General features: G+C 66.9%; 20 protein-coding genes. 8 read left to right on the top strand and 12 right to left on the bottom strand.

All coding sequences use genetic code 11. The features are described from left to right. Positions 1–475: 475 nt before the first annotated feature. The 5 genes from RZV17_RS17355 to RZV17_RS17335 form a co-directional block, all read right to left on the bottom strand. A complete protein-coding gene (locus RZV17_RS17355) occupies positions 476–2,545 on the bottom strand; it encodes a M13 family metallopeptidase (RefSeq protein ID WP_355609463.1) in 2,070 nt (689 codons plus the stop codon). Positions 2,546–2,693: 148 nt separating this feature from the next. Further along, on the bottom strand, positions 2,694–3,389 hold the full coding sequence (locus RZV17_RS17350) for a glycosyltransferase (RefSeq protein ID WP_166752279.1): 696 nt from the start codon (positions 3,387–3,389) through the stop codon (positions 2,694–2,696). A 293-nt stretch (positions 3,390–3,682) separates the two neighbouring features. Beyond that, positions 3,683–4,678: an aldo/keto reductase gene (locus RZV17_RS17345; RefSeq protein WP_104579488.1), complete on the bottom strand. Its 996-nt coding sequence runs from the start codon at positions 4,676–4,678 to the stop codon at positions 3,683–3,685. A gap of 382 nt (positions 4,679–5,060) precedes the next feature. Further along, positions 5,061–5,630, bottom strand: a complete 570-nt coding sequence (locus tag RZV17_RS17340) for a flavodoxin family protein (RefSeq protein WP_104579487.1) — start codon at positions 5,628–5,630, stop codon at positions 5,061–5,063. Positions 5,631–5,724: 94 nt separating this feature from the next. Next, the gene (locus RZV17_RS17335; protein ID WP_047696409.1) at positions 5,725–6,621 is read right to left on the bottom strand and encodes a LysR family transcriptional regulator; all 897 of its coding nucleotides are present in this window, start codon (positions 6,619–6,621) and stop codon (positions 5,725–5,727) included. Positions 6,622–6,809: 188 nt separating this feature from the next. Between RZV17_RS17335 and RZV17_RS17330 the strand changes: the two genes are divergently transcribed. The 3 genes from RZV17_RS17330 to RZV17_RS17320 all read left to right on the top strand — a co-directional run bounded on the left by RZV17_RS17330 (position 6,810) and on the right by RZV17_RS17320 (position 10,760). Continuing rightward, positions 6,810–7,616 carry a dioxygenase gene (locus RZV17_RS17330; RefSeq protein WP_228334832.1) on the top strand — a complete coding sequence of 269 codons (807 nt, stop codon included), beginning with the start codon at positions 6,810–6,812 and terminating at the stop codon, positions 7,614–7,616. A 114-nt stretch (positions 7,617–7,730) separates the two neighbouring features. Continuing rightward, positions 7,731–8,975: a putative DNA modification/repair radical SAM protein gene (locus RZV17_RS17325; RefSeq protein ID WP_039405785.1), complete on the top strand. Its 1,245-nt coding sequence runs from the start codon at positions 7,731–7,733 to the stop codon at positions 8,973–8,975. Positions 8,976–9,320: 345 nt separating this feature from the next. After that, entirely contained in the window at positions 9,321–10,760 is a 1,440-nt protein-coding gene (locus RZV17_RS17320) for a UdgX family uracil-DNA binding protein (RefSeq protein WP_355605243.1), read from the top strand. Positions 10,761–11,224: 464 nt separating this feature from the next. On the opposite strand, the gene RZV17_RS17315 is transcribed toward RZV17_RS17320, so the two are convergent. Further along, on the bottom strand, positions 11,225–11,782 hold the full coding sequence (locus RZV17_RS17315) for a fasciclin domain-containing protein (RefSeq protein ID WP_355605240.1): 558 nt from the start codon (positions 11,780–11,782) through the stop codon (positions 11,225–11,227). Between the two features lie 484 nt (positions 11,783–12,266). On the opposite strand from RZV17_RS17315, the gene RZV17_RS17310 reads away from it, so the two are divergent. The 3 genes from RZV17_RS17310 to RZV17_RS17300 all read left to right on the top strand — a co-directional run bounded on the left by RZV17_RS17310 (position 12,267) and on the right by RZV17_RS17300 (position 15,897). Beyond that, positions 12,267–13,904 carry a Na+/H+ antiporter gene (locus RZV17_RS17310; RefSeq protein ID WP_039405778.1) on the top strand — a complete coding sequence of 546 codons (1,638 nt, stop codon included), beginning with the start codon at positions 12,267–12,269 and terminating at the stop codon, positions 13,902–13,904. Between the two features lie 290 nt (positions 13,905–14,194). Next, complete coding sequence (locus tag RZV17_RS17305; protein ID WP_104579484.1) at positions 14,195–15,139, top strand: ABC transporter ATP-binding protein; 945 nt, start codon at positions 14,195–14,197, stop codon at positions 15,137–15,139. Then, positions 15,136–15,897: an ABC transporter permease gene (locus tag RZV17_RS17300; protein ID WP_166752275.1), complete on the top strand. Its 762-nt coding sequence runs from the start codon at positions 15,136–15,138 to the stop codon at positions 15,895–15,897. The genes RZV17_RS17305 and RZV17_RS17300 overlap by 4 nt, the downstream gene beginning before the upstream one ends. A gap of 910 nt (positions 15,898–16,807) precedes the next feature. Here the strand turns inward: RZV17_RS17300 and RZV17_RS17295 are convergent. Beyond that, a complete protein-coding gene (locus tag RZV17_RS17295; protein ID WP_047696423.1) occupies positions 16,808–17,074 on the bottom strand; it encodes a DUF3297 family protein in 267 nt (88 codons plus the stop codon). Positions 17,075–17,238: 164 nt separating this feature from the next. On the opposite strand from RZV17_RS17295, the gene RZV17_RS17290 reads away from it, so the two are divergent. After that, on the top strand, positions 17,239–17,790 hold the full coding sequence (locus RZV17_RS17290) for a hypothetical protein (protein ID WP_047696425.1): 552 nt from the start codon (positions 17,239–17,241) through the stop codon (positions 17,788–17,790). Positions 17,791–17,845: 55 nt separating this feature from the next. Here RZV17_RS17290 and RZV17_RS17285 read toward each other — a convergent pair whose 3' ends face one another. Both RZV17_RS17285 and RZV17_RS17280 read right to left on the bottom strand, forming a co-directional pair. Beyond that, positions 17,846–19,744, bottom strand: a complete 1,899-nt coding sequence (locus tag RZV17_RS17285) for a S8 family serine peptidase (RefSeq protein ID WP_355605233.1) — start codon at positions 19,742–19,744, stop codon at positions 17,846–17,848. Positions 19,745–19,807: 63 nt separating this feature from the next. Continuing rightward, a complete protein-coding gene (locus RZV17_RS17280; protein WP_355605230.1) occupies positions 19,808–21,937 on the bottom strand; it encodes a YadA-like family protein in 2,130 nt (709 codons plus the stop codon). A gap of 535 nt (positions 21,938–22,472) precedes the next feature. On the opposite strand from RZV17_RS17280, the gene RZV17_RS17275 reads away from it, so the two are divergent. Next, a complete protein-coding gene (locus RZV17_RS17275) occupies positions 22,473–23,822 on the top strand; it encodes an ATP-binding protein (RefSeq protein ID WP_355609460.1) in 1,350 nt (449 codons plus the stop codon). Here the strand turns inward: RZV17_RS17275 and RZV17_RS17270 are convergent. The 3 genes from RZV17_RS17270 to RZV17_RS17260 form a co-directional block, all read right to left on the bottom strand. Continuing rightward, positions 23,804–24,490, bottom strand: a complete 687-nt coding sequence (locus RZV17_RS17270) for a response regulator transcription factor (protein ID WP_166752363.1) — start codon at positions 24,488–24,490, stop codon at positions 23,804–23,806. The genes RZV17_RS17275 and RZV17_RS17270 overlap by 19 nt on opposite strands. 187 nt (positions 24,491–24,677) lie before the next feature. Beyond that, on the bottom strand, positions 24,678–24,962 hold the full coding sequence (locus RZV17_RS17265) for a DUF4031 domain-containing protein (protein WP_355605227.1): 285 nt from the start codon (positions 24,960–24,962) through the stop codon (positions 24,678–24,680). 8 nt (positions 24,963–24,970) lie between these two features. Next, entirely contained in the window at positions 24,971–25,558 is a 588-nt protein-coding gene (locus RZV17_RS17260; RefSeq protein ID WP_179456766.1) for a hypothetical protein, read from the bottom strand. Positions 25,559–25,891: the final 333 nt, after the last annotated feature.

The raw sequence follows: 25,891 nt of genomic DNA, 5'->3' as shown, positions 1-25,891 counted from the left end.
GCGTTCTATCGCGGCAAGCGACGTGGCGTGTTCCAGGAGCGGCTGACACACCTGCTGCAGCGTGGTGGAGCAGGTGCGGACGGAGTGTTTGGCGTGGAGCACTGCTCATCGGAGCGTGCGAGCGGGCGTGCCGCTTTCGGGCGCCATCGGCAGCTGCGTTGCGGCGCCCGCGCGTGTGTGCGTGCAGGACTGGCGCACCGATGTATCGCGTTGTTGTCTAGCTTAAAAGCTGGGTGATATGCGTGGGCGGCAGCGTGTGGCGACACCGTACCCTCACCCCAACCCCTCTCCCGGCGGGAGAGGGGCGAGTCTATGCGGCACGCGGCGCTGTACGTAGCAGCCGCAGCAGAGGTCTAACGCCCCTCTCCCCTCGGGAGAGGGGTTGGGGTGAGGGTAGGGCGCAGGTCGAGCAGCAGCCCATGCATCACGGGTGTTGAAGCAAGGACTCCAGCACAGGCATCGTCCGTGCCGCCTTTTACCAGATCTTGACCCGCTGCTCCGGTGCCAGATACAGCTGCTGCTCCGGCTTCACGTCGAACGCCGGATACCACGCGTCCACATTGCGCACCGTCTGCGCACGGAAGCGGCCAGGCGCGTGTACATCGGTCAGCACGGCGTTGCGCAGCGCTGCATCGCGATACTTGCCACGCCAGGCCTGCGCGAAGCCGAGGAAGAAGCGCTGGTCCGGGCTGAAGCCATCGATGGTCTGTGGCTGCTTGCCCTGCAGCGACAGCTGATACGCGTCATAGGCGGTGGCCAGGCCGGCAACATCGGCGATGTTTTCGCCCAGCGTCAGCTTGCCGTTGACGCTCAGGTCGTCGAACGGCTTGTATGCGCTGAACTGGGAGGCCAGCGCATTGCCGGCGGCCTCGAATTTCTTCAGGTCCTGCGGCGTCCACCAGTTGTGCAGCTCGCCGTGTTCGTCGAACAGCGCACCCATGTTGTCGAAGCTGTGGCTGATCTCATGCCCGATCACCGCGCCGATCGCGCCGTAATTCACTGCATCGTCGGCGGCCGGGTCGAAGAACGGCGGCTGCAGGATCGCGGCAGGAAAGATCAGCCGGTTCTCCAACGGCACATTCAACGCGTTGACTTCCTGCGGCAGCATGTACCACTCGCGATGGTCGACCGCCTTGCCCAGCTTGGCGAGGTTGCGGCGATACTCGAACAGCTGGGCGCGTTCCACGTTGCCCAGCGCATCGTCGCGACGCACCTCGAGCGCGCTGTAGTCGCGCCAGCTGTCCGGGTAGCCCACCGCCACCGTCAGCCCGGCGATCTTGGCCTTGGCGTGCTGTTTGGTCTCCGGGGTCATCCATTCCAGCGCGTCGATGCGCCGGCCGAATGCGGTGACCAGGTTCTTGACCATCTCTTCGGCGCGGGTCTTGGTCTGGGCGCTGACGTATTTCTGCACATAGCGCTTGCCGACCGCCTCGCCCAACGCGGCGTTGGTGGCGTCGATCCCGCGCTTCCAGCGCTGGCGCTGCTGCGGCGTGCCTTCCAGGGTGGTGCCATAAAACGCAAAGCGCTCGTCGGCAAAGGCCTTGGACAGATACGGCGAAGCCCGGTCCAGGGCACGGAAGCTCAGGTAGTCCTTCCAGGTCTGCAACGGCTCCGATTGCACCAGGGCCGACAAGCCGCGCACCGCCTCCGGTTGCCAGACGATGAAGTCCTGCTGCGCCTTGAGCCCGGCGGCATCGAAGAACAGCGTCCACTCCAGGCCGGGGGCATTGTGCGCAAAATCGGCCTGTTTCCAGGCGTTTGCGCCGGCCTGCACGTTGTTGGTCCGTTCGGGCGTGGCATGCACGCGTGCCATGGCCGTTTCGAGCGCGACGATGCGCTCGGCCCTGGCCGCCGCGTCGGCGATGCCGGCCAGCTCCAGCACCTTGACGATGTGCGCGCGGTAGGCCTCGCGCAGATCCGCCATGCGCCCGCCGTCCAGGTAGAAGCTGCGCTCGGGCATGCCCAGGCCGCCTTGCACCAGATACGGCGCGTAGCGGCCGGGATGGTGCAGATCCTGCGACACCCACAGCCCGAACAGGCGGTCGGTGTAGAAGTTGGTCGCGTTGAGCAGGTCCACGTCGGCGCGCAACTGCCCGCCCAGCGTGCGCGCCAGCGCCTGCTTGTCGCCCAGTTGCGCGATGGCCTCCAGTTCCGGTTGTACCGGGCGCACGCCCTTGGTCTCGATGCTGGCCTCGTCCATGTAGGCGGCGTAGTAGTCGCCGATCTGCTTGTCTTCACCGGTGACGCGGTCGTTGGCGGCCGCGCCTTCGATGATGTCGCGGCTGTGGCGTTCGGTCTCGATGGCGATGCTGACGAAGCTGTTGAAGCTGGAGCGGTCCTCGGGAATCTGCGTGGTCCTGACCCAGTTGCCGCTGGCATAAGCGAAGAAGTCATCACCCGGCGCGACGCTGCGGTCCATGCCGGCCGCGTCGAAGCCGAAATCGCCGAGCTTGGGTGTGCTGGGGGCGTGCTCGGCGTGACTGTCGGCCGCAGGCTGCGCGCCCTCGCGGTGACACGCTGCGGCGGTCAATGCCGCAGCGGCCATGGCGGCGATCAGGACAGGGCGATGCAAAGAGGCCATGCGGCGCGACTCGAAACCGGGACAGGTGTCGCAGTGTAAGTGGCCTGCGGTGCCACGTCCCGATTTGAGGGCAGGCACCGCCGCATCACGCGCCGGTGCGGACACGCTCGGTTCATCGCCGTCGTTGGTACCAGAAACCCAGCGCATCGCGGGTCTGCAACATGCGCCGTCCGCGCCACAGAAACCGCAGCAGCAGGCCCAGATGCTCGCGTTTGGAAAAACTGCGCAGCTTGCGGTCGGAGGTATGCACGGTCTGGCGCAGGATCACAAAGCGCCCGCAGCGTGCCAGCGCGCGGCTGAGCGCAACATCTTCGCCGGCGTAGTAGCGCGTGTCGAAACCACCGGCCGTGGCGAAGGCCGCGCGTGTGCAGAACAGAAAACACCCCGGCGCGATGCCGGCAATGCGGAAGAACCAGCCGAACACCGCTTGCGCGGTGCGTTCGGACCACACCCGGTTGCCGTGCAGGTGGACTTGCGCGCCGCCGCCCACCGCACCGGCGTCCAGCGCTGACAGTGCGGCGCCGACCACTTGCGGATTGATCAGGGTGTCGGCATCCAGGAACAGCAGCCGCTCGCCCTGCGCCGCCTGTGCGCCGGCGTTGCGCGTGGCCGCAATGTGCCGCAGCTGGACCTCCAGCACCTGCGCGCCGTTGCCGCGTGCGATGACGGCAGTGTCATCGGCGCAGGCGTCGGCCACCACGATCACTTCATAGTCCAGCTGGAGCGCGCATGCGCAGGCGTGCAGGCACTGCAGCGTGTCGCCGATCAGCGCGGCCTCGTCATGGGCGGGGATCACGAAGGACAGCATGGGCGTGCGTGGTGTGAGGTGCTGCCAAGTGTGCAGGCGCCGGCGATGCGATGGTGTGAGTAGTCGCAGTCAATCCGGTGGCGCGACGGCGAAGCGACCGCAACGGCCGCGCACCCGCACCGGGAACGCGGCCATCTTCCACGGATGGCAGGCACCCACGCCTGCATGCTCGAGCGCGCCGGCCCAGCGCGCCGTTACGGCCGGATGGCGGCGACCGGCAACCGGTTGCGACGGTTTCTGTCACGGCCCGGTACCACGGCCATGCGGTCCAGGCGCAATCACGCCGCGTCGGCTCAGCGGTTGACCGCGCCCATCATCGCTTCCGGGTAGCGCGTACCGGCGGCGGCCTGCGGCGGGAAGATCGCATCGATGCGCGCCAGTTCGTCGGGCATCAGTGCCACGTCGAGCGCTGCGATGTTTTCCTCCAGATACGCCAGACGCTTGGTGCCGGGAATCGGAACCAGATCCTGGCCCTGTGCCAGGACCCAGGCCAATGCCAGTTGCCCGGGCGTGACGCCCTTGTCCGCTGCGATCGCCTTGACCTGCTCCACCAGCTGCAGGTTGCGGGTGAAGTTCTCGCCCTGGAAGCGCGGCGAGTGACGGCGGTAGTCGTCTGCGTCGAAATCGTCCGGCGAGGAGAATGCCCCGGTCAGGAAGCCGCGCCCCAGGGGCGAGTACGGCACGAACCCGATGCCGAGTTCGCGCACGGTGGCGAACACGCCGTTGTCTTCCGGCTCGCGCGACCACAGCGAATACTCGGTCTGCACGGCGGTGATCGGATGCACCGCATGCGCGCGCCGGATGGTGGCGGCGGCCGCTTCCGACAGCCCGAGGAAACGCACCTTGCCCTGTTCGACCAGCCGCGACATGGCACCGACGGTGTCTTCGATCGGCACGTTGGGATCGACGCGGTGCTGGTAGTACAGGTCGATGTGCTCCACGCCCAGGCGGCGCAGGCTGGCTTCGCAGGCAGATTGCACATAGGCCGGGCTGCCATCGATGCCACGTACCGACGGATCGCCGGGGTCGAGCTTGATGCCGAACTTGGTGGCCAGAAACACCTCGTGCCGGCGCGAGGCGATGGCCTTGCCGACCAGCACTTCATTGGTATGCGGGCCATACATGTCGGCGGTATCGAGCAGGCTGACGCCGCGGTCGAGCGCGCGATGGATCACCGCGATCGAGGCAGCCTCGTCGCTGCGGTTGCCATAGAACGCGCTCATGCCCATGCAGCCAAGGCCGAGTGCGGAAACGGTGGGGCCGGAACGGCCGAGGGTACGGGTTTGCATGGTGGGGGAGGCTCCGTGCAGCAGGGTAGGCGGGGGAGAGTGGCGCGGTATGCGTTAGCGCGGCGTGGCCCAGGCGCTAACGCCTGAGGTCGGTGTGCGGTGGTGCAGGTGTGACACGGCACGGCAACGAGTGCGCTGCGACGCCTGGGAGTGCAGCGCGAATCGAAGTGGACTGCATGGTTCCAGCCTGCGCCGATGGCGGAGCGGCTGCGATGGGCAGGCGCATGCGATGCGCTGGCGACCTGGCCGTGCACACGTCTTGCGTGGCGCTGGTGGCGGTGGGTGCGGCAGCGTTGGCGTATGGCGGCGTGGCGACGCTGTTCAACCACACCCGCGCGCATCGCCTGGTTCGGCACGCGCGCGGGTGCGGTGATACGCCAGCTCAGCCCTTGAGCTTGTTGGTGAATTCGGCGACGCGCTTGCCCAGCAGCCGCGCGGTTTCCAGATCGCCTGCGCGCGGGGCTTCGTCTGGCGAAGCGTCCGATGGCGAGATCGCCAGCGCGCCGCCCCAGCCACCGGTCCAGTTCACGTCCTGCGGCCCGTGTGCCTTGGTGTTGGCTGGCGGCAAACCGGTGCCCACCCAGATCTGGCCGTGCTGCTGCGACAGGGTCCAGAAATACTGGATGGTGGTGGCCTTGTCGCCATTGACCGAGGCCGAGTTGGTGAAGCCGGCGGCGATCTTGTCCTTCCACGCCTGCGTAAACCACGGCTTGGAGCTGGCATCGGCAAATTTCTTGAACTGCCACGCCGGCCCGCCCATGTAGGTGGGGCTGCCGTAGATGATGGCGTCGGCGGCACTGATCGCGTCCCACGCGTCGTCGGGCAGGTTGCCGTCCTGGTCGATGCGGTACAGCGTGGCCTCGGCCACACTGGCGGCCCCGGCATGCACGGCTTCGGCCTGCTTGACGGTGTGGCCGTAGCCACTGAAATACACGATGGCAATCTTGCTCATGGATGCTCCTGCTCAACGAGGGGAGGGGGATTGTGTGCATACCGGCCGCGACAGAAGAATGACCACGCGCGGGACGAACTGTTGCCGGGCCCGTTCAGCCGGGTGCCGGTGCGGCCAGGTGCTCGAGCAGGTAGTCGATGAAGCTGCGCACCTTCGGCGCCAGGTGGCTGCGGCTGGTGTAGACGGCAAAGATGCCGATCTGGCCGAGTTCGTACGCCGGAAGAATGCGCACCAGGCGGCCTGCAGCCAGATGCGCGTCGGCCAGGAAGTCCGGCTGCATCACGATGCCCTGGCCGGCCAGCGCCGCCGCATTGAGCACATGGCCATTGTTGGCGCGCAGCCCACCGTGCAGGCGCACATCCACATCGCCATCGGGCCCGTGGAAGCGCACCGCGTCGCCGGTGGGCGAGTAGTGGTAGAGCAGGCACTCGTGGCCAGCCAGATCGGCCGGGTGTGCCGGCGTGCCCGCCCGCGCCAGATAGGCCGGCGCCGCGCACGGCAGCAGCCGCACCGTGCCCAGCTGGCGGGCGATCAGCATCGGTGCCGGCTCGCGGGTGATGCGGATGGCGACATCGAAGCCTTCCTCGACCATATCGACCAGGCGATCGGTCAGCGACAGGTCCAGCTCCACCTGCGGGTAGCGCGCACGAAAGCCCGGCAGCAAGGCCCCCAGGCGCTCGATCCCGTAGCTCACCGGGGCATTGACCCGCAGCACGCCGGCAGGCTCCAGCGCCTGCGCGCCGATGGTGGCCTCCAGGTCGTCCAGGTCGGCCAACAATTGCAGGCAGCGCTGGTAATACGCGGTGCCGGCGCTGGTCAGGCTGACCCGGCGCGTGGTGCGATTGAGCAGGCGGGTGCCCAGGCGTTGTTCCAGCGCAGCCACCTGCCGGGTGACGCTGGCGGTGGAGCGGTCCAGTGCATCGGCCGCGGCGCTGAAGCCGCTGCGTTCGGCCACGGCGGTGAAGACGCGCATCGCATCCAGGGTATCCATCCGGGCTCCGATTATTGCTTGTGGTGCAATAAATTATCCGACCTCGCGTCCTTTATCCGAATGCCGTGGGTCATAGGCTAGTGCGGTCCACAACGGAGTGCCCGCATGTCCACCACCCTTGCACGCCCGCGCACCGCGGCCTACGGCGCGGCCCTCCTGCGCATCAGCCTGGGCGCATGGAGTTGCGCATGAGCCGCCTGCCGTCGTTGTACATCTCGCATGGATCGCCCATGACGGCGTTGCAGCCGGGCCAGGTGGGGCAGCGGCTGCAGGAACTGCGTCAGCAGCTGCCGCGGCCGCGCGCGATCATCGTCGCCAGCGCGCATTGGCTGGGCCGTCGCCCGCTGGTCAGCGGTGCAGCGCGGCCGCAGACCATCCACGACTTCGGAGGCTTCCCTGCGCCGCTGTATGCGCTGGACTATCCGGCGCCGGGCGAGCCGGCATTGGCGCAACAGGTCGTGCGCCGCCTGGAGCAGGCCGGGCTGCATCCGCACCTGGACCCGCAACGCGGTTTCGACCACGGCGTCTGGGTGCCGCTGCGCCTGCTGTACCCGGCGGCCGACATCCCGGTGGTGTCGGTGTCGATCCAGCCCGAGCTCGGGCCGGCGCACCAGTTCGCGCTGGGCCGCGCGCTGGCGCCGTTGCGCGACGAAGGCGTGCTGGTCATCGGCTCCGGCAGCATCACCCATAACCTGCACGACTTCGGCCAGGGCTACAGCGCCGAGCGCGAAGCGCCCTACGTGCGTCCCTTCATCGCATGGACCGAGCGCGCACTGGCGGACAACGACATCCCGGCATTGCTGGACTACCGCCGCCAGGCACCGGATGCAGCGCGCGCACATCCCAGCGACGAGCATCTGCTGCCGCTCTACGTCGCGATGGGTGCGGCCGGGGGCGACCAGCTCGGCGCGCAGCGCATTGATGCCGGCATTGATGCGGGGTTTCTGGCGATGGATCTCTATCGCTTCGATGGCGCCGCGGCTACCGCAGTCTGACCGGGCCGCAGGACGGTGCCGGCGTGTGCGCCGGCAGCGCTGCGCTCTGAAGCGTTCACGATCGGCTGCCGCGCAGTCTCATAGGCTGAGACGCCCCGGCTGCATGCTGCTTGCGTGAAAATCCTCGACAAGCTCGCCGTCCTTGCCGACGCCGCCAAATACGACGCCTCCTGCGCCTCCAGTGGCGCGAACAAGCGCAACTCGCTCGGCACCGGCGGGATCGGCAGCACCGAGGGCATGGGCATCTGCCACTCGTACACGCCGGACGGCCGCTGCGTGTCGCTGCTGAAGATTCTGCTGACCAACTTCTGCGTGTTCGACTGCGCGTACTGCGTCAACCGCGTCTCCAGCAACGTGCGCCGCGCACGTTTCACGCCCGAAGAAGTGGTCACGCTGACGCTGGACTTCTACAAGCGCAATTACATCGAGGGCCTGTTCCTCTCCAGCGGCATCATCCGCAACTCCGACTACACCATGGAGCAGCTGGTGGAAGTGGCGCGCCAGCTGCGCGAAGAGCATCACTTTGCCGGCTACATCCATCTCAAGACCATTCCCGATGCAGCGCCCGAACTGCTGGCGGCGGCCGGCCGCTATGCGGACCGTCTGAGCATCAACGTGGAGTTGCCCACCGAGCAGGGGCTGACCCAGCTGGCACCGGAGAAGAGCGTCGGCGGCATCCGCTCGGCCATGGGCGAGCTGCGCTGGCGCATCGAAGAAAACCAGCTCGAACGCAAGGCCGAAAAGGTACGCCGGGCCAAGCCGCCGCGGTTTGCCCCGGCAGGGCAGAGCACGCAGATGATCGTCGGTGCCGATGATGCCAACGACCGCAGCATCCTGGACACCAGCCATAACCTGTACGGCAATTACCGCATGCGGCGGGTGTATTACTCGGCCTTCAGCCCGATCCCCGATGCCTCGTCGAAGCTGCCCTTGCAGGCACCGCCGCTGCAGCGCGAGCACCGGCTCTACCAGGCCGACTGGTTGCTGCGCTTCTACGAATTCAGCGTGGAAGAAATTGCGCCCGCGCAGTCCAGCGGCATGCTCGATCTGGACGTGGACCCCAAGTTGGCATGGGCATTGCGCAACCCGGAGCGGTTTCCGGTGGATCTGAATCAGGCGCCGCGCGAGATGTTGCTGCGGGTGCCGGGGCTGGGCACCCGCAACGTGGAGCGGCTGCTGTTGTCACGGCGGCACGCGCGGTTGCGGGTGGGCGACCTTGCCCGCTTGCGGGTACCGATGAAGAAGCTGCTGCCGTTTGTGAGTGTGCTGGATCATCATCCGCGGCAACGCCTGGACGACCCGGTGCGCCTGCGTGCGCAGCTGGCGCCTGCACCGCGGCAGGCGAGCCTGTTTGAGTGATGCCTCATCGTCGGCAGGGCGCCGCCTTCTCCCCGGACGAGGGTGCCCGACGGGCGGATGAGGGGCAGGCCGCTCGCCGGACGTGCGGCGCACGGCCGTGTGTTGGCGCAGCAACATGGCGCTGCCTTGCAAATTCCCGCTCCCATCATCCCACGCTCTGCCCCAGGCGCTGCGGCACCTGGCGGCGTGGGGCGCTGCTGCGTCAAGGTGGGGTGGGACAGCAACCTCAGGGGCCGGCGCGGTCACGGTTGCGCAGCAGCGCTGGCGAGATCGGGTACAGCCGCGTCGGCGGTGGCTGGCCAGTGCGCGTTGCTGCGTGGGAACCAGGATGATCGGGTGTGAGTGATGTTCAGCGCTGAGGTGGATCCACCGTGGAGTTTCGAGGCGTGGCGTGCGTTGGCGCGGGCCGGCTGGTGTGCGCAGGCCGAGCCGGATGACGTGGCATGGAACGGCGGGGCGCAGGGCGGGTTGCTGATGGGGCAGCGGCTGCAGGACCTGCCGGTGGTGGTGGCACCGCCACGGGTGTCGGCGGACTTCATGCAATTGGCGGCGTCGGTGCTATGCCATCGTGACCCGCAGCGGCATGCGGTGTTGTATCGGTTGCTGTGGCGGATCGCCTCCGGCGAGAAGGCGCTGCTGGAGCGCGCCACCGACGTGGATGTGCATCGTTTGCGGCAATGGCAGAAAGCGGTGCAGCGCGATACCCACAAGATGAAGGCGTTTGTGCGGTTTCGCCGCCTGCCGGGCGAGGTGGAGGACTTCGTTGCCTGGTTCGAGCCCGATCACTGCATCGTGGACCGCGTCGCCCCGTTTTTTGCGCGGCGGTTTGCCGGCATGCAGTGGGCGATCCTGACGCCGTATCGCAGCGTGCGCTGGGATGGCGAGGCATTGTCGTTCGGCGAGGGTGCGGTGCGGACGCAGGTGCCCGCTGACGATGCGCAGGAAGCCCTGTGGCGCACCTATTACGCGCATATCTTCAATCCGGCGCGGCTCAATCCCACCATGATGCGGCAGGAGATGCCGCAGAAATACTGGAAGAACCTGCCCGAAGCGGCGCTGCTGCCGGAGCTGATCCGCGGCGCCGGCGTGCGGGTGCGCGAGATGGCCGAGCGCGCGCCCGAGCCGGTGCGACGGCGGGTGCCGGTGGCACCTGTACCAGCCGTGGAAGTGGCCACCCAGAGCCTTGCGCAGCTGCGTGTGGCAGCGCGCGATTGCCGGCGCTGCGAGCTGTGGCAACCGGCCACCCAGACCGTGTTCGGCGAAGGGCCGGACGATGCAGCGGTGATGGTCATCGGCGAGCAGCCGGGCGACGAAGAGGACCTGAGTGGGCGTCCGTTTGTCGGCCCGGCCGGGCGCCTGTTTACGATGGCACTGGGCGAGTTGGGTGTGGACCGCACGACCTTCTACGTGACCAATGCGGTCAAGCACTTTCGGTTCGAGCAGCGCGGCAAGCGCCGCCTGCATCGCAACCCGGAGCGTTCGCACGTACAGGCCTGCAGCGGCTGGCTGCACGCCGAGCGCGCGCAACTGCGACCGGCGCATATCGTCTGTCTCGGGGCGACGGCCGCACAGGCGGTGTTGGGAAGCCGCTTTCGCTTGATGCAGCAGCGCGGCCAGTGGCAGGTGCTGGACGATGGCACGCCGGTGCTGGCCACCGTGCACCCCTCGTGGGTCCTGCGGCAAGGCTCGGAGGCCGCGCGCGAGGAAGGCTACCGCGGCTTTGTCGACGACCTGCGCCAGCTGCTGCATGCACCGGTCGCCGCAGATCGCACCGTGAGGACATAAAAGATGCGCGTGCAGCTGCACGCGCATGGTGTCGGAGAACGATGACACCAATCGGGGCCACTGGCGAACCGGTGGTCCCGCACCGCCGCTTCGCGGTGTGGTGGCGCCGCCCGACGTCTGGTGCCCGGACGCGTGCGGCTTCGCTGATCACTCGTGTCTATGTGTCGTAGCGGGAAGCGGACGCGATGGCGCCGGAGTGCAACGCCATCGCATCCAGACAGGTCACTCAAGTGCAGCCAGTGGCTGCTGAGCCGTCATCGAATGGTGTCGGGATCAGCGCTTACCACCAGTGCGCTCCGGTTTGGAGCGCATCTGTCGGGACACCCACAACCGCCGGATGCTCATTACGATTGAATTCCCTGAAAGTGCCGCATGCACGGTCGGCGTCGACCATCGACGGAACGTGGCTCCGTTCCGCCGGTGACGTCGCGCGCAAGCCACTTGCAGGCGTGCAGCAACTGCCGTTACGGCATCAACACCTTGTCGATCACGTGGATCACGCCGTTGCTCTGGTTGACATCGGCGATGGTGACGGTGGCGGTATTGCCCTTGGCGTCGGTGAGGGTGACCTTCTTGCCATTGAGCTTTGCGGTGAGCGGCTCGCCCTGCACCGTGGTCAGCGGGGCGCTGCCGCCGCCGGCCTTGATCTTGGCAATCAGCGCTGCGGCGTCCACCTTGCCCGGCACCACGTGATAGGTGAGCACCTTGGTCAAGGTCGCCTTGGACTCGGGCTTCAGCAAGGTGTCCACCGTACCGGCCGGCAGTGCGGAAAACGCCGCATTGGTCGGCGCAAACACGGTAAACGGGCCCGGACCCTTCAAGGTCTCGACCAGGCCGGCGGCCTTCACTGCGGCAACCAACGTGGTGTGATCCTTGGAGTTGGCGGCGTTGTCGACGATGTCCTTGGTGACCAGCATCGGCGCACCACCCACCGTCGGGTTGGACGCAGCGTAAGCAGGAGCCATCGCGCTGGTCAGGGCAATGGCGGTAGCAATGGCAAGCGACTGCAGTGACGTCTTCATGAGGCATCGATCCTTTGGGTTGGCGATCGCCTGGATGGCAACCGTAGGGTCAATACGCCTGCCGCTGCGGGCCGGATGCATCACGTGGTCTTGATGTTCATTACGGGGTTTGGCGTGGTGAGTGCGGCGTCAGGAACAACGTGAATCGCTTCGCCTGGCTGTCGACGCGATGGCTGCTGGTCGCGTGTGCAGCATCAGGTGCGCTGCCGCCGGTTGCCCGATTGGTATCGGTGTTGCGTGGCCTGTCTCACGTCTCGGGATGCGGCAGTCTCCGCAGCATTGGCGGACTGTTCGTATCCGGGCGCTGCGCAGGTCACCTGCGATCGCGTGGCCGAGGACAGGCGGCGCGATGGGCTGGCAGGGCCGAATTGATCGCGCCTGATGGTTTCATCACCGGTTGCAAACCGGTATGTTCCCGTCAGTGCGTTGTTGTGCGTCGCAAGATGATGCCGCACGTGTGGCCGTTTCTTCTTCCGGGTTTTACATGCATTCGATCGATGTCGTCCTCGCCATGTTGCTGGCGGTCGCGGCCAGCGGTTATCTGATCCGCATCCTGCCGTTCTCGCTGCCGTTGCCGTTGGTCCAGATCGCGCTGGGCGCGGTGGTCTCCGGTGTGTTCGATGCCGGGCACGAGCTGGAACCGGAATTGTTCTTCCTGCTGTTCCTGCCGCCGCTGCTGTTCCTGGACGGCTGGCGCATTCCCAAACAAGGCCTGTTCCGCGACAAGGCGGCGATCCTGGAGCTGGCGCTGGGCCTGGTGGTGTTCACGGTGATCGGTGCCGGCCTGTTGATCCATTGGCTGATCCCGGCCATGCCGCTGGCGGTGGCGTTCGCGCTGGCTGCCATCATTTCGCCGACCGATCCGGTGGCGGTGTCCTCGATCGCCTCCAAGGTGCCGATTCCCAAGCGCCTGATGCACATCCTGGAAGGCGAGTCGCTGCTCAACGACGCCTCCGGCCTAGTGTGCTTCCAGTTCGCCGTGGCCGCGGTGTTGACCGGCACGTTCTCGGTGGCGACCGCTTCGCTCACCTTCCTGTGGGTGGCGCTGGCCGGGTTGGCGCTGGGCGTGGCCACCACCTTCGGCCTGAGCCGGATCCAGGCCTGGATCTGGCGCCATTTCGGCGAGGAGCCCGGCTCGGCGATCCTGGTCAACCTGCTCACGCCGTTCGCCGCGTACCTGCTGGCCGAAGCCTTCCACGCCTCCGGAATCCTGGCCGCGGTGGCCGCCGGCATCACCATGAGCTACGTGGAAATGGCCGGCAACGCGCCGGGCAACATGCGCCTGCAGCGCTCGGCGGTGTGGGACACGGTGCAGTTCACCTTCAACGGCATCATCTTCGTGCTGCTGGGCGAGCAGTTGCCGGGCATCCTGGACGGGGCGGTGCGCAGCGTGCAGGAGGCCGGGCACCTCAATCCGTGGTGGCTGGCGGTATACGTGGCCACCATCAGCACCAGCCTGATGGCGCTGCGCTTTGTGTGGGTGTTCCTGTCGCTGCGCTGGAACATCTTCAAGGCGCAACGGCGGGGCGAGGCGCATGTCAGCCCGCCCTGGCGAATCGTGGTGGCGGTGTCGCTGGCGGGCGTGCGCGGGGCGATCACCCTGGCCGGCGTGCTGACGCTGCCGCTGATGCTGGAAGACGGCTCGCCGTTTCCGGCCCGCCAGCTGGCGATCTTCCTGGCGGCCTCGGTGATCCTGGTCTCCTTGCTGGTGGCCAGCGTGGCGTTGCCGCGGCTGTTGCGCGGGCTGGAGTTACCGGAAGAAGAAGACGAACAGCAAAAGGAAGACCTGGCCGTCAAGGCCGCCTCGCAGGCGGCCCTGGAGGCAGTGGAAAAGCTGCGCCAGCGGCTGGTGGAAGACAGCGCGCATGCCGAGCGCTACAACGCCGCCGCCAACCAGGTCAGTCAGCGTTACCAGCGCAAGCTGGGTGCCGTGGACATGGCCGAAACCGATCCGGAAGAGGCCGGCGCCTACGAGCAGGCCTTGCGCCAGTTCCGTCACACCGCCCTGGTGGCCGAGCGCAACGAGCTTTTCAAGCTTGCGCGCCGTCGCGAGATTTCCGACGACCTGTCGCGGCGGCTGGTGCGCAACCTGGACCTGATCGAGTCGCGCAAGCGCGCGTGAGCGCGCGGGAATGGGGAATCGGGATTGGGGAATCGTAAAGCCACGGCGCTCGTGCAGTCGTGGTTGCGTAGGAGCGCGCTTGCGCGCGATGGGGCTTTCCCGCCAACGCCCCATCGCGCGCAAGCGCGCTCCTACATGGAGATGCGCCATCACACGGACGCAGCGAGCGTGCGCGGCTGGTTCGCTGACGCTCCTTGGCGCGCGTCGGGAGACACCATCCCATCAGCCCCCCTCCCATCGTCACGGCACAGCGCCTACCCTGTGGCGCTTCTGGTCCCCGTGCACAACCCATGACGCCCATCGTTTCCATCCAGGGAGTGAGCAAGACCTACGCCGGCGGTTTCCAGGCGCTCAAGCAGGTGGATCTGCAGATCCAGCGCGGCGAGATCTTCGCGCTGCTTGGCCCCAACGGTGCCGGCAAGACCACGCTGATCAGCATCATCTGCGGGTTGATCAACCCCAGCACCGGCACCGTGTTGGCCGATGGTCACGACATCGTGCGCGACTACCGCGCGGCACGTGCCAGCATCGGGCTGGTGCCGCAGGAGTTGGCCACCGACGCCTTCGAAACGGTGTGGGCCACGGTGCGTTTCAGCCGCGGGCTGTTCGGCAAGCCGGCCAACCCGCAGTACCTGGAAACGGTGCTGCGCGAGCTGTCGCTGTGGGACAAGCGCAACAGCAAGATTTCCACATTGTCCGGCGGCATGAAGCGACGCGTGCTGATCGCCAAGGCCCTGGCGCACGAGCCGCGCATCCTGTTCCTGGACGAGCCCACTGCCGGCGTGGACGTAGAGCTGCGCCACGAGATGTGGCAGATGGTGCGCCGGCTGCGCGAGCAGGGCACCACCGTCATCCTGACCACCCATTACATCGAAGAAGCCGAAGACATGGCCGACCGGGTCGGGGTGATCAACCGCGGCGAGCTGGTACTGGTGGAAGACAAGCACACGCTGATGCGCAAGCTCGGCAAGAAGCAGCTCAGCCTGAGCCTGCAATCGCCGCTGCAGGCGGTGCCGGCCGGGCTGGCGGATCTGCCGCTGGAGTTGTCGGCCGACGGCAGCAGCCTGATCTACACGTTCGACACGCAGGCCGAGCAGACCGGCATCGGGGCAGTGTTGCGCCGGCTCAACGAGCAGGGCATCGACTTCAAGGACCTGCATTCCAGCGAGAGCTCGCTGGAAGAGATCTTCGTCACCCTCGTGCATGGCGCCCGTCAACCGGAGATGCGCGCATGAACCTGCATGCGATTGCCGCGATTTATCGCTTCGAAATGGCGCGCGCATTCCGCACGCTGACCCAGTCGATCGCCTCGCCGGTGTTGTCGACCTCGCTGTATTTCGTGGTGTTCGGCGCAGCCATCGGCTCGCGCATGGGGGATATCGACGGCATCAGCTACGGCGCCTTCATCATTCCCGGCCTGGTGATGCTGTCGTTGCTCAATGAGAGCATCTCCAACGCCTCGTTCGGCATCTACATGCCGCGCTGGGCCGGCACCATCTACGAGGTGCTGTCCGCGCCGGTGGCCTGGTGGGAGATCGTCATCGGCTACGTGGGCGCGGCGGCCACCAAGTCGGTGATGCTGGGCTTGCTGATCCTGCTTACCGCACGGCTGTTTGTTCCGTACGAGATTGCACATCCGGTGTGGATGCTGGGCTTTCTGGTGCTCACCGCGCTGACCTTCAGCCTGTTCGGCTTCATCATCGGCATCTGGGCCGACGGCTTCGAGAAGCTGCAGGTCATCCCGCTGATGGTGGTGACGCCGCTGACCTTTCTGGGCGGCAGTTTCTATTCGATCAACATGCTGCCGCCGGTGTGGCAGAAGGTCACGCTGTTCAACCCGGTGGTCTACCTGATCAGCGGGTTTCGCTGGAGTTTCTACGGCAAGGCCGACGTGCACATCGCGGTGAGCACCGGCATGACGTTCCTGTTCCTGCTGGTGTGCCTGGGCGTGGTGGCGGCGATCTTCCGCAGCGGCTACCGGCTCAAGGCCTGAGCGGGTCGCGTGTGCGGTGTCCTCACCGCTTGCTGGCTGTTTGATCAAAAGCCATGCGCACCGACCAACGTGACTGGTCCTTGTCCGCTCACCGTCGCGGGACCTTGAGCGGCATGGATGCCGCGCCAGAGCTCATAAGGCCGTACTTGCAGCGTGTCCTGCGAGGGTGGGCTGAAGCAAAGGCGCAGCGTCGAGTGCGCGGTGCCCTCACCGCTCGCGGGACACGCCGTTAACCCGTCCATGGGGGCTCGTTGGCGGCATCCATGCCGCCAACGGTCCCGCAATCGGTGAGGACACCGCACCAGATAGTTGGCTGGTGGTTTTGTTGAAGATCGAGGGCACCGCGTCGCAAGTTAGCTAATCGCTTGTTGAAGACTCTGCGCACCGACCAACTTGACTGGTCCTTGCCCGCTCACCGTCGCGGGACCTTGAGCGGCATGGATGCCGCGCCAGAGCCTCCAGGGACGGATCCACGGCGTGTCCTGCGATGGTGGGCGGGCAAGGGCCCTGCAGCAAACGCAAAGACGTCGAGTGCGCGGTGCCCTCACCGCTCGCGGGACACGCCGTTAACCCGTCCATGGGGGCTCGGTGGCGGCATCCATGCCGCCAACGGTCCCGCAATCGGTGAGGACACCGCACCAGATAGTTGGCTGGTGGTTTTGTTGAAGATCGAGGGCACCGCGTCGCAAGTTAGCTAATCGCTTGTTGAAGACTCTGCGCACCGACCAACTTGACTGGTCCTTGCCCGCTCACCGTCGCGGGACCTTGAGCGGCATGGATGCTGCGCCAGAGCCTCCAGGGACGGATTCACGGCGTGTCCCGCGATGGTGGGCGGGCAAGGGCCCTGCAGCCGAGTCGCAGCTCAGCAGCTTTGCAATAGAACAACGTGAAGTCGTTTGGTCAGCCGCGCTTACTCGGCAGCAGGCGCGGCGTCGTTCTTGGTGTCCAGGTAATACGCCACCACCTCGCCCTTGATCTTCATCGTCATCGGATTGCCGCGGCGGTCGCGGGCCTTGCCGACCTGCACCTTGATCCAGCCTTCGCTCACCGAATATTCCTCCACGTTGTCGCGTTCGATACCGTTGAAGCGCACGCCGATGCCGCGGTTGAGGGCGTCGGCATCGTGGAACGGACTACGTGCGTCGATGGCCAGGTGATCGGGAGGGGTATCGCTCATGGGGAAGGCGCCATGACGGGCCGGATGGCCGTCTTCGGCCGCACAGGATACGGACCTGCGCCGGGAAGACCAGCCCTGCTGGCGCAGCGGGCGGGCCGGCCTCGGTTTGCTTGCGCCGCCGCAGGCCTCACACTTGGCGCCTGCAATCCTTCAGCGAGACCGCCATGCCCGACAACAGTGCCGATTACGAAGACGACGAAGGCCTGCAGCCCGAAAGCGACGAAGACGATGTCGACGACCATCCGGCGCGGGTCTGGAATCTGCTGGTGTTGATCAACCCCGGCGACGAAGACACCGCGCTGGCCCAGTTCGATGCCTGGCGCGAAGCGCAGGCCGATGCAGACGATGGCGACGGCGACGATGCGTGGCTGTGGACGCTGAAAGACGTCATCGACTGGCGCTCGGGATTCTATGTGGACTGGAAGGACACCGACTCGTTCATCGCCGCCATCGACGAACTCGGCGCGCGCTGGAACCTGCGCATCGACTGGGGCGGCGACCTGGACGACGAAGACTTCGCCCGCGATCTCGACGTGCCCGACCTGATGGCCGTGGCGTTCGACCGCCTGCGCGAACACGGCTACTCGCTGTGGAACTGGAACACCGGCGGCGACGCCTATGCCGGCTGGATCGCCCTCAGCCGCGACGACGACGCCATGCTGGCGCTGACCTCGTTGCTGGGGGTCGAGGTGCGGCTGGGCAACGAGGCATTTTGAGCGATCTGCGAACCCGTGCCGGAGGCGGCCTGCGCCGCCCCCGGCCGGTGCCTGACTACTGCCGCGCCATCAACGACACGTTGTTGAAACCGCCCGCGCCGCCGATCAGCTTGATGTAGTAGGTACCGGTTTGCGGCGCCGTCAGTCGCAGCGTCTGTGCGCTGCCGGTGCGTACCGATTTCAGCAGGTAGCTGCTGGTGCTCGGCTCGGCCTCGAAGCCGATGTACAGCCCGACATTCCCGCCGCCGCCATAGCTGAGTACATTCAATGCGCTACCGGCGGCTGCAGCGAAGCGATAGGTTTTCTCCTCGCTTTGGCCGCCGCTTTGGCCGGTCAAGGCGACCCGGTTGGTCAGGCTCACCGTGACCGGTGTGCAGGTGCTGCCGCTGCAGCTGTCGCGCACATAATCCAGCGCCGCAGTCGCGTCGACGATGCCGGTGCCGATCGCTCGGCCCGCCGGTGGTCTGACCGGGAAGGCACGCGTGGTCTGACGCAGCATGGCTTCCATCTGCGCCGGGGCCAGCGGCGTCTTGCCGGATGCGGCCAGCGCGCTCTGCACCAGCGCTGCGACCGCCGCCACGTGCGGGGTGGCCATCGAGGTGCCGGCCATGCCGACATATTCGTACTCGCCGGAAGTGGGCGTGGTTGCGCCGCTATAGCCGGTGGACAGCACCACGCCATCCCAGCCGTTGTTGCCGGTGTCGTCGCTGGCGCCACCGCCCGGCCCTGCCAGATCCACGCTGCTGCCGAAGTTGGAGTAGAACGCAATGCCGCCGGTGATACGGGTGGCGCCAACGGTGATCACATTGCCGCAGCTCGATGGGCTGAACAGCGAGGAATTGCTGGCCTGGTTGCCGGCCGCCACCACCACCACTGCGCCGTTGGCCACCGCGGTGTCGATGGCGCTCTGGGTGTTGCTGTCGCACGTGCCCGGGCCGCCCAGACTCAGGCTGATGACCTCGGCCGGATGGGTGTTGTCCGGCACGCCGTCGACATGGCCGCCGGAGGCCCACACGATGGCATCGGCGATGTCCGATCCGGTGCCGCCGCATTGGCCGAGCACGCGCACCGGCAGGATCTGCGCATCGTGGGCCACGCCGGCGCCGCCGATGGTGTTGTTGGTGAGTTCGCCGACGGTGCCGGCCGTATGCGTGCCGTGCCAGCTGCTGGATTGCGCGGGCAGACCGCAAAAGTTGCCCTCTTCGGTCCAGTCGCCGTAATCCAGCGCGCCTGGCACGCGCGCATCGCTATCGCGCCGGGACATTGCTGCATTACTGATGAAGTCGTAGCCCGGCAGGATGTGGTCGTTGTTCTTCAGGTCCGGATGGTCGGGCAGGATGCCGGTGTCCAGCACGGCTACCACCACGCCGGCACCGGTGGAGGTTTCCCAGGCTTGCGGCACGCGGATGCCGCCGGTGCTGTCCTGCAGATGCCATTGAAATCCGGCATACAGCCGGTCATTGGGGGTGACGGCCGCAGCCGTGGCCTGTGGCGTCACCGCACTGGCGCCGGCCCTGAGTGCAGGCCCGGCGAAGTCGTCGACCGGGCGCAGCATGCGGTCGAACTCGGCGTATTGCACCTGTGGATCGGCGCGGAGTTCGGCCAGCAGCTTGTCGCGGTCTGCGCTGCTGAGCGTGCGCGTTACGTCCAGCAGGCTGGCGCCGGTGCCGGTGTGGCGCAACACGCGCGCCAGCGGCGTCGCGCGCGCAGCGCCGCTGGCGCGCGTCACTCCGGCGCGGGTGGCGGCTGCAGACAGGATCGACAGGCGCGAGCCGTCGGACGGCACGCTGTCGTGGTATTTGACGATCAGGCGGGTGGGAAGCGTGGTGGGGGTGCCAGCTGTGGGCAGGCCGCGCAGGCTGAGTCGATCGGTGGCGGCGTGAGCCTGAAACGTGGCCGTGGCCAGGATTGCGCTCAACAGCAGTGACTTGAGCGGCAGCGAAGCATTGTTCATGGAATGTGTCTCGCAATGATCGATGGAGTTAGGGGGGAAGACGTGCACGGCGTGGAGCAGGCGCTACAGGTCCAGGCCGAAGCCCAGGCCGGCCGAAGATTCGCTGCCGCTGAAGGCGCCACCCAGGCTGAACGAGGCGCGCTCGCCCACTTTCTTGGCATAGCCGATGGAGAGGGCACGTTCGCCGCTCTGGAACCCGGCACCGACCGCCACGCGACCGCGTGCGCTCTGGGTGCCAGCCGCATTGATGCCCATGTTGAGCATCGCCGAGCTCATCGCCCCGATGCGGTCGATGCGGCGGTCCATGCTCTGGAAGCGCCGCTCGCTGCCATCGCGCAGTTGGGTGAAGCTGTCGCTGAGCGCCGACACCCGGCTGTCGGTGTAGCTGTTGGCCGAACTCAGCGTGCGGCTGTTGCCGGCGTTGAGCTGGCCCACGTTGGCGGCGTCGGTGTCGCTTGTGCCGGCGGCGACGTTGGTGATCTGGCGCGCGTTGCCAGCACTGCCGACCGAGACGCTGTTGGCGCGATCGGCCACCGCACCGCGTCCCAGTGCCACCGCGTTGTCGGCGTCCACGCGCGCACCCTGGCCAAGCGCGGTGCCCGAGGCCGCAGAAACGCTGGCGCTTTCGCCCACCGCCACCGCGTTGGTGGCGGCGCTGGCAATCGTCGTATTGGCGCCGACCGCGGTGCTGCCGTCGGCGTTGACCTTGGCATTGGCGCCGAGCGCCGTGTCCTGCGGGCCGTAGGCCAGCGCGTCGGCGCCGACCGCCAGACCGTTTTCGCCATTGGCGGTGGCAGACGAACCGATCGCGACGGCATTGGTGCCGCTACCGACCACCGGCGCCAGGCTGCCGCCGCCGACCGCCACATTACCCGCGGTGACGTTCTGCAAGGCGCCGATGCGCCCATCGAAACCGGTCAAGGCCGCATCGATGGCGCCCATCGCTTCGCCGATGTTGCCGTAGCTGCTGCCCTGTACCAAATAGCTGCCGCTGATCAGGTTGCCGCCGGGATCGAAGGCGCTGCCGGCACCCAGGGCGGTCGCCACGCTGCGCAGCTGGGCCAGGTTGACCGCGTCGGTGGCTTCGCTGCCGGCAGCCACGCTGGTGATCTGGCGGGTCAGGCCGGAGGCGACATCGCCGACGGCTACGCTATTGCTGCGCGTGGCATGCGAATACGCACCCAGTGCCACCGCACTGCTGGCCGAGCGGTTCCAGCCATCGTCGATCCAGTCACCGACCTTGGCGCCATAGCCGATGGCGGTGGCATCGACGCCATTGACTTCGGAGTCGGCCCCGATCGTCGTGCTATTGGGGTTGAACCACGAGGTTTCGGCATTGGCACCGATCGCAATGCTGTTGGCGGTGTAGGTCACGGCGCGATGACCGATGGCCACCGAGCCGGTGTCTTGCGTCAGTGCGAATCCACCTACCGCCACCGAGTTGGCGCCGAACGATCCGGCGCTGTGGCCGATCGCCACCGCATCGGTGTTGCCGGGCAGGTTGGAAAAGACGTTGGCGTTGTAGCCGATCGCGATGGCGTAGTCGGACAGCGTTTGCGCGCCGGCACCTACGGCAATCGCGCCGGTGCCGGTGGCCGCAGCAATGCCGACGCTGTTGCCGGCGCTTTCGGCAGCAGTGCTGATGCCACCGACGACCACGCTGTCGGTCCCGCTGGCGAACGCGTTGAGCCCCACCGCCACGGTGCTGTCTGCGAGCGCACGGGCGCCGTTGCCGAGCGCGCTGCTGCCAAAGCCAAGCGCCTGCGAGCGGGTGCCCACGGATGTGGCGCCTTGCGCCAGTGCACGCGCACGATGCCCCAGCGCAGTGGCCTCGAAGACGCTGGCCTCGGCACCGCTGCCTACGGCGGTGGTCATTGCATCCAGCGCCTTGGCACCGCCGCCCAGCGCAGTGGACACGAAGCCGGTGGCTTCGGTGGATTCGGCATGTACAGCGAGAATGTTGCCGCTATCGTCGTAGTCAAAAACATCGGTGGTGCCGCCCACCGCCACCGCCGATTCGCCGGTCGCCGCTGCCGCGTAGCCGGCGGCGAGGGCGAACTTTTCGGTGACCGTGGCACCGGCGCCCAGCGCGATGCCGCCTTCGCTCAGCGCATTGCTTGCCTCGCCGATTGCCACTGCATATTGCTCGCCGGCGAATGCGCCGACGTCGCTGGCGGCATCGGCGCCGCCCACGATATGGAAATGCTTTCCGGTGTCGTTGGGATCGTCCTGCGTGGCATCGGCCGGAGCGGCGGTGTCGTCGCTGACGGCTGCGGGCGCATCGGTTGCAGCGGGAACCGTTGCCGCAGGCGTCGCGGCGTGGGCAAGGGCGCTGCCGCCAGTCAACAGTAGCGCGGCCAGCACCGCACGGTGCAACAGCACGCGCTGCGGTCGATTGCCGGCGTGGGGATGCGCGGCAGCGGTGGCGTGGCGGACACCGGCCCGGTTCGAAAGGTCGTCGAAAAACGCAGTGCTCATGGAGATTCCCTGGCGCATGGATGGAAGTGGTCGACCGCCGCATGCCAACCTCCAGACATCCCCACGTGCCTTGGAATTCGGTAATTTTCATGATGCGGGACGACCCACCATAGGCAGCGCCTCTGCGGCGTGTCACCAAGCGTCGATTGCATCCACTCACCAGGAATGTGAGGATTCAAAAAACCTCTCAAGAAGCGTTGTCGTGATCCTGTCTGCCGCAAAGTCCGTGTTCGTTCCGCGCTGGCTGGAGATGCGCTGGAATAAGCATCCGATCGACCGACGTCAGATCGCTTTTCTCCAGGTGCTGCTGATTGCGATCGCGCTGTACAACCTGGGCGATGTCGGGTTCTTTCTGTACGTTGCTGGGCCGAATCGGTTGCATGCCCGGCCGGATCTTGCCTGCGCGCTGGTTGGTACCGTGCTCACGGCGCTGGGCGCGTTGGCGAGTGTGCCGTTGATCCGGCGCGGCCGCAGTGCGATCGGGGTCAAGGTCTTTATTACGGCGGCATTGATCGGCACGTTCGTCACCTATGTGCGGGTCGACGTCTACGACCTGATCACCAATCCGATGCCGGTGATCGCCTTGGTGCTTGCCGGCATGGTGTTGGGACGCGAAGGCCTGTGGCGCGTGTTTGCGGTGTTGGCGGGAGTGTGTCTGCTGGCGCTTGCCGTGCAGGTACTGTGGTTCCCGCCGCCGCGTTCGACCTGGGGCAATGTCGGCCTGGGCGTCGTTACGGTCGCCGTCTATCTGTTGATCACCCTCGTGCTCGATCGCACCATCGCCGCGCTGCGCGACAGTCTGGTGCAGTCGGAGCGGCGCAGGCGCGAGCTGGAGGCGGTGAATCGCAAGTTGCTGCGCGAAATGGCCGAGCGCGAGCGTGTCCAGGAACAGCTGCTGCACACGCAGAAGATGGAGGCGCTGGGCCGCCTTGCCTCCGGCGTCGCACACGATTTCGACAACCTCATCAACGTCATCATCGGCTTTGCGCAACGCCGCGATGCGTTGGAAGGCTACGGTGAGGCCCCGCTGCTCAAGACCCTGGAAAATATCGAGGCCGCCTCGCGGCGCGCGTTGACGGTCAGCCGCAGGATTCTCAACTTCGGCCGCGCCGAACCCGGCATCGCGCGGTTATTCGACGCGCGCAATGCATTGCTGGAGATGGAGCCCACGCTGCGGCAACTGTTCGGGCACGAGGTGAGGTTGCACAGCATCGCGCCTGGGCCGCCGCTGTGGATCGCGATGGACCTGGACGAACTGGAGCTGGCGCTGCTCAACATCGCCGCCAACGCCCGCGATGCGATGGACGGCCCCGGGGTTTTCCGTATCGATGGCGACCAACACGACGGCATGGTCACGCTAGCGCTGTCGGACACCGGCCCGGGCATTCCCGAACCTTTGCTCGGGCGTATTCTGGAACCGTTCTACACCACCAAATCGCCTGGCAGAGGCACCGGCCTGGGGCTGTCGGTGGTCAACGAAATCGTCATTGCAGCGGGTGGGCGCGTTGAGGTCGGCAATGCCCAGGGCGGCGCTTGCATCCGGTTGCTGCTACCAGCGGCGGCAGCGCCGCTGCGATCCGATCACGCGGCCAGCAGATAACCCATTCCGCGCGAAGACAGCAGCGGGAATGGTGGCGCATCTGCAGCGGTAATACGGGCGGCCTTGCGCCGCAGGCGATGGATGAGCATCTCCAGGCGGTGCAGATCGAAATCGCTGGCGTGCTGTTCCAGCGCCGCCACCAGTGCGTCGCGCTCCACCGCCTGGCCTCGCTGCGCGTCCAGGCAGCGCATCAGGCAGCGTTCGAGCGAGGTCAGCACCACAATCCGCGCATCCGGCGCCACCAGGCACCAACCGTCCGATTCCAGACGCCATGCCGGCTTCGCCGCTGTGCTGGCGTCGTTGGGCCGCAATCGCCGCGCCAGGTTGCGTAGGGTCAGCGCCAGGATCTCCGGGTCGGCAGGCTTGCGCAGGAAGGCATCGGCACCGCTGCTGAGCGCGTGCACATGATCGGAGCGCGCACGGTTGCCGGTGAGCACCACAATGCCCAACCCGTTGAACAGCGAACGCAGATGCGCCACCACGCTCAGGCCGCTTTCGTCCGGAAGCCCGAGGTCGAGCACGACCATGTCGAAGGTCTGCTCCAGCATCAGCCGATACAACGCCCCGGCCGTGCCGGCACCACTGACCGAAAAGCCGAATTCCTGCAGTCCCGGAATCAGGATGTCGTCGCGCAGCACGTCGTCGTCCTCGAGCACGGCGATGCGCAATAGGGAGAGGGTGTCGTCAGACGGCGGGACGCGGACAGGCACTGCAACGGCTCCGAAAAGTGGGCGCTTGGATAGTGACAGGCCGGTGGCCCGGCACGGAAGCGGCTGCGCCGGTCACTTCGATGAGTGCAGCGCGGGTGTGATTGCGTTGCAATGATGCAGCGAGCGGGCAGTCACCGGCCTGGCGTTACGCTGCCTCGCCCCGCGCCTGCGCACGCGCATTGGCGATCAAGGCCTTGAGCAGGACGCGATCGGTGTGACGGGAGATCGCGATGGCACCGAGGGCGATGGCTTCGGCGCGTAGCGGTGCGGGCACGTCGTAGTGCGCGCCGCTGAGTTTGTTCTGGAAGGCGCGGCGGGGAATGCCCAACCGCGCCGCCATGGCATGCAGCTCGTCCAGGGTGTCGCCGAGCAGGTGCGCCCAGCGCTGGTCGCGCCACAGGTGCACCGCATCGTCGACGTAGACGGCCATCTGCCGGGTCAGTCCTGCTTCTTGGACTTCTTCGGCTTCTTGCCGGCGCTTTCGCTGTCGGCGTCGTCCGCGACGGCGGCCTCGTCGCTGGTCGCGTCGTCTGCAGTGCTGTCGTCTTCGGCCGTCGCGGCATCTTCGGCAGCGGCATCGCTGTCGGCCGCAGGTGTTGCATCGGCGTCGTCGGCGTTTTCATCGCCGTCTTCATCCGCATCGGCGTTCTGGAACTCGGACACCAGCTTGGTCAGGTATTCCTCGGCGGTCTGGCCTTCGTCGGCGGCCAGGTCGTCGATCATCTGCTGCAGCTGGGTCGAATATTCCAGCGAGATGGTCTTGCCTTCGGCTTCCTGCAGGTTGGCCAGGTGCTTGAGCATGGCGAGCATCGGCACGGGGTTGTCGGCGCTGCCCATGGTCTGGCCGCCGATCGACAGCATCCACTCGCTGCCACCTTGCAGACCGATCGCCGCGACCACGCGGCCGTCGGCATCCTGCAGCACGGCATGGTTGCTGACCTGGGGAGCCTGGCCCAGACGGGCGAAGGGGCGCTTGGGTTGCTGCTTCTTGCGCTTGTCGCGCTTGGCCTTGGAATTGCGGGACACGGTGTTCTCGACGCTGGGAATGGCCGGCCATTCTAGAGCGTGCGCCGCACGATGCGATGAGCAGCCGGCTTTGGGTGACCAGGCGCAGGCGGTCCCGCCTGCTGTCGATCACCGTGTCGACCGTGATGCCGCGGCAATCCCCGCTCGCCGCGAGCCTGGATGAGGCGGGCAGCCGCGCCGATGGTCCGGCAAGCGCCTGACCTGCCAGGCCGGTGGCAGGGCGCCAGCCTGGCCTGCGGGGCAGACGGCGCGTGTGCCAGACCCTCCCCATCGCCGGCCCCGCAGCAGGCGTGGAGATCGAGTTCGCCGCGTTGCCGATGGATTCGGCAAGGC

This window comes from Xanthomonas cannabis, assembly GCF_040616535.1.
Taxonomy (GTDB): domain Bacteria; phylum Pseudomonadota; class Gammaproteobacteria; order Xanthomonadales; family Xanthomonadaceae; genus Xanthomonas; species Xanthomonas cannabis.
This window is presented reverse-complemented; position numbering and strand designations above follow the sequence as displayed.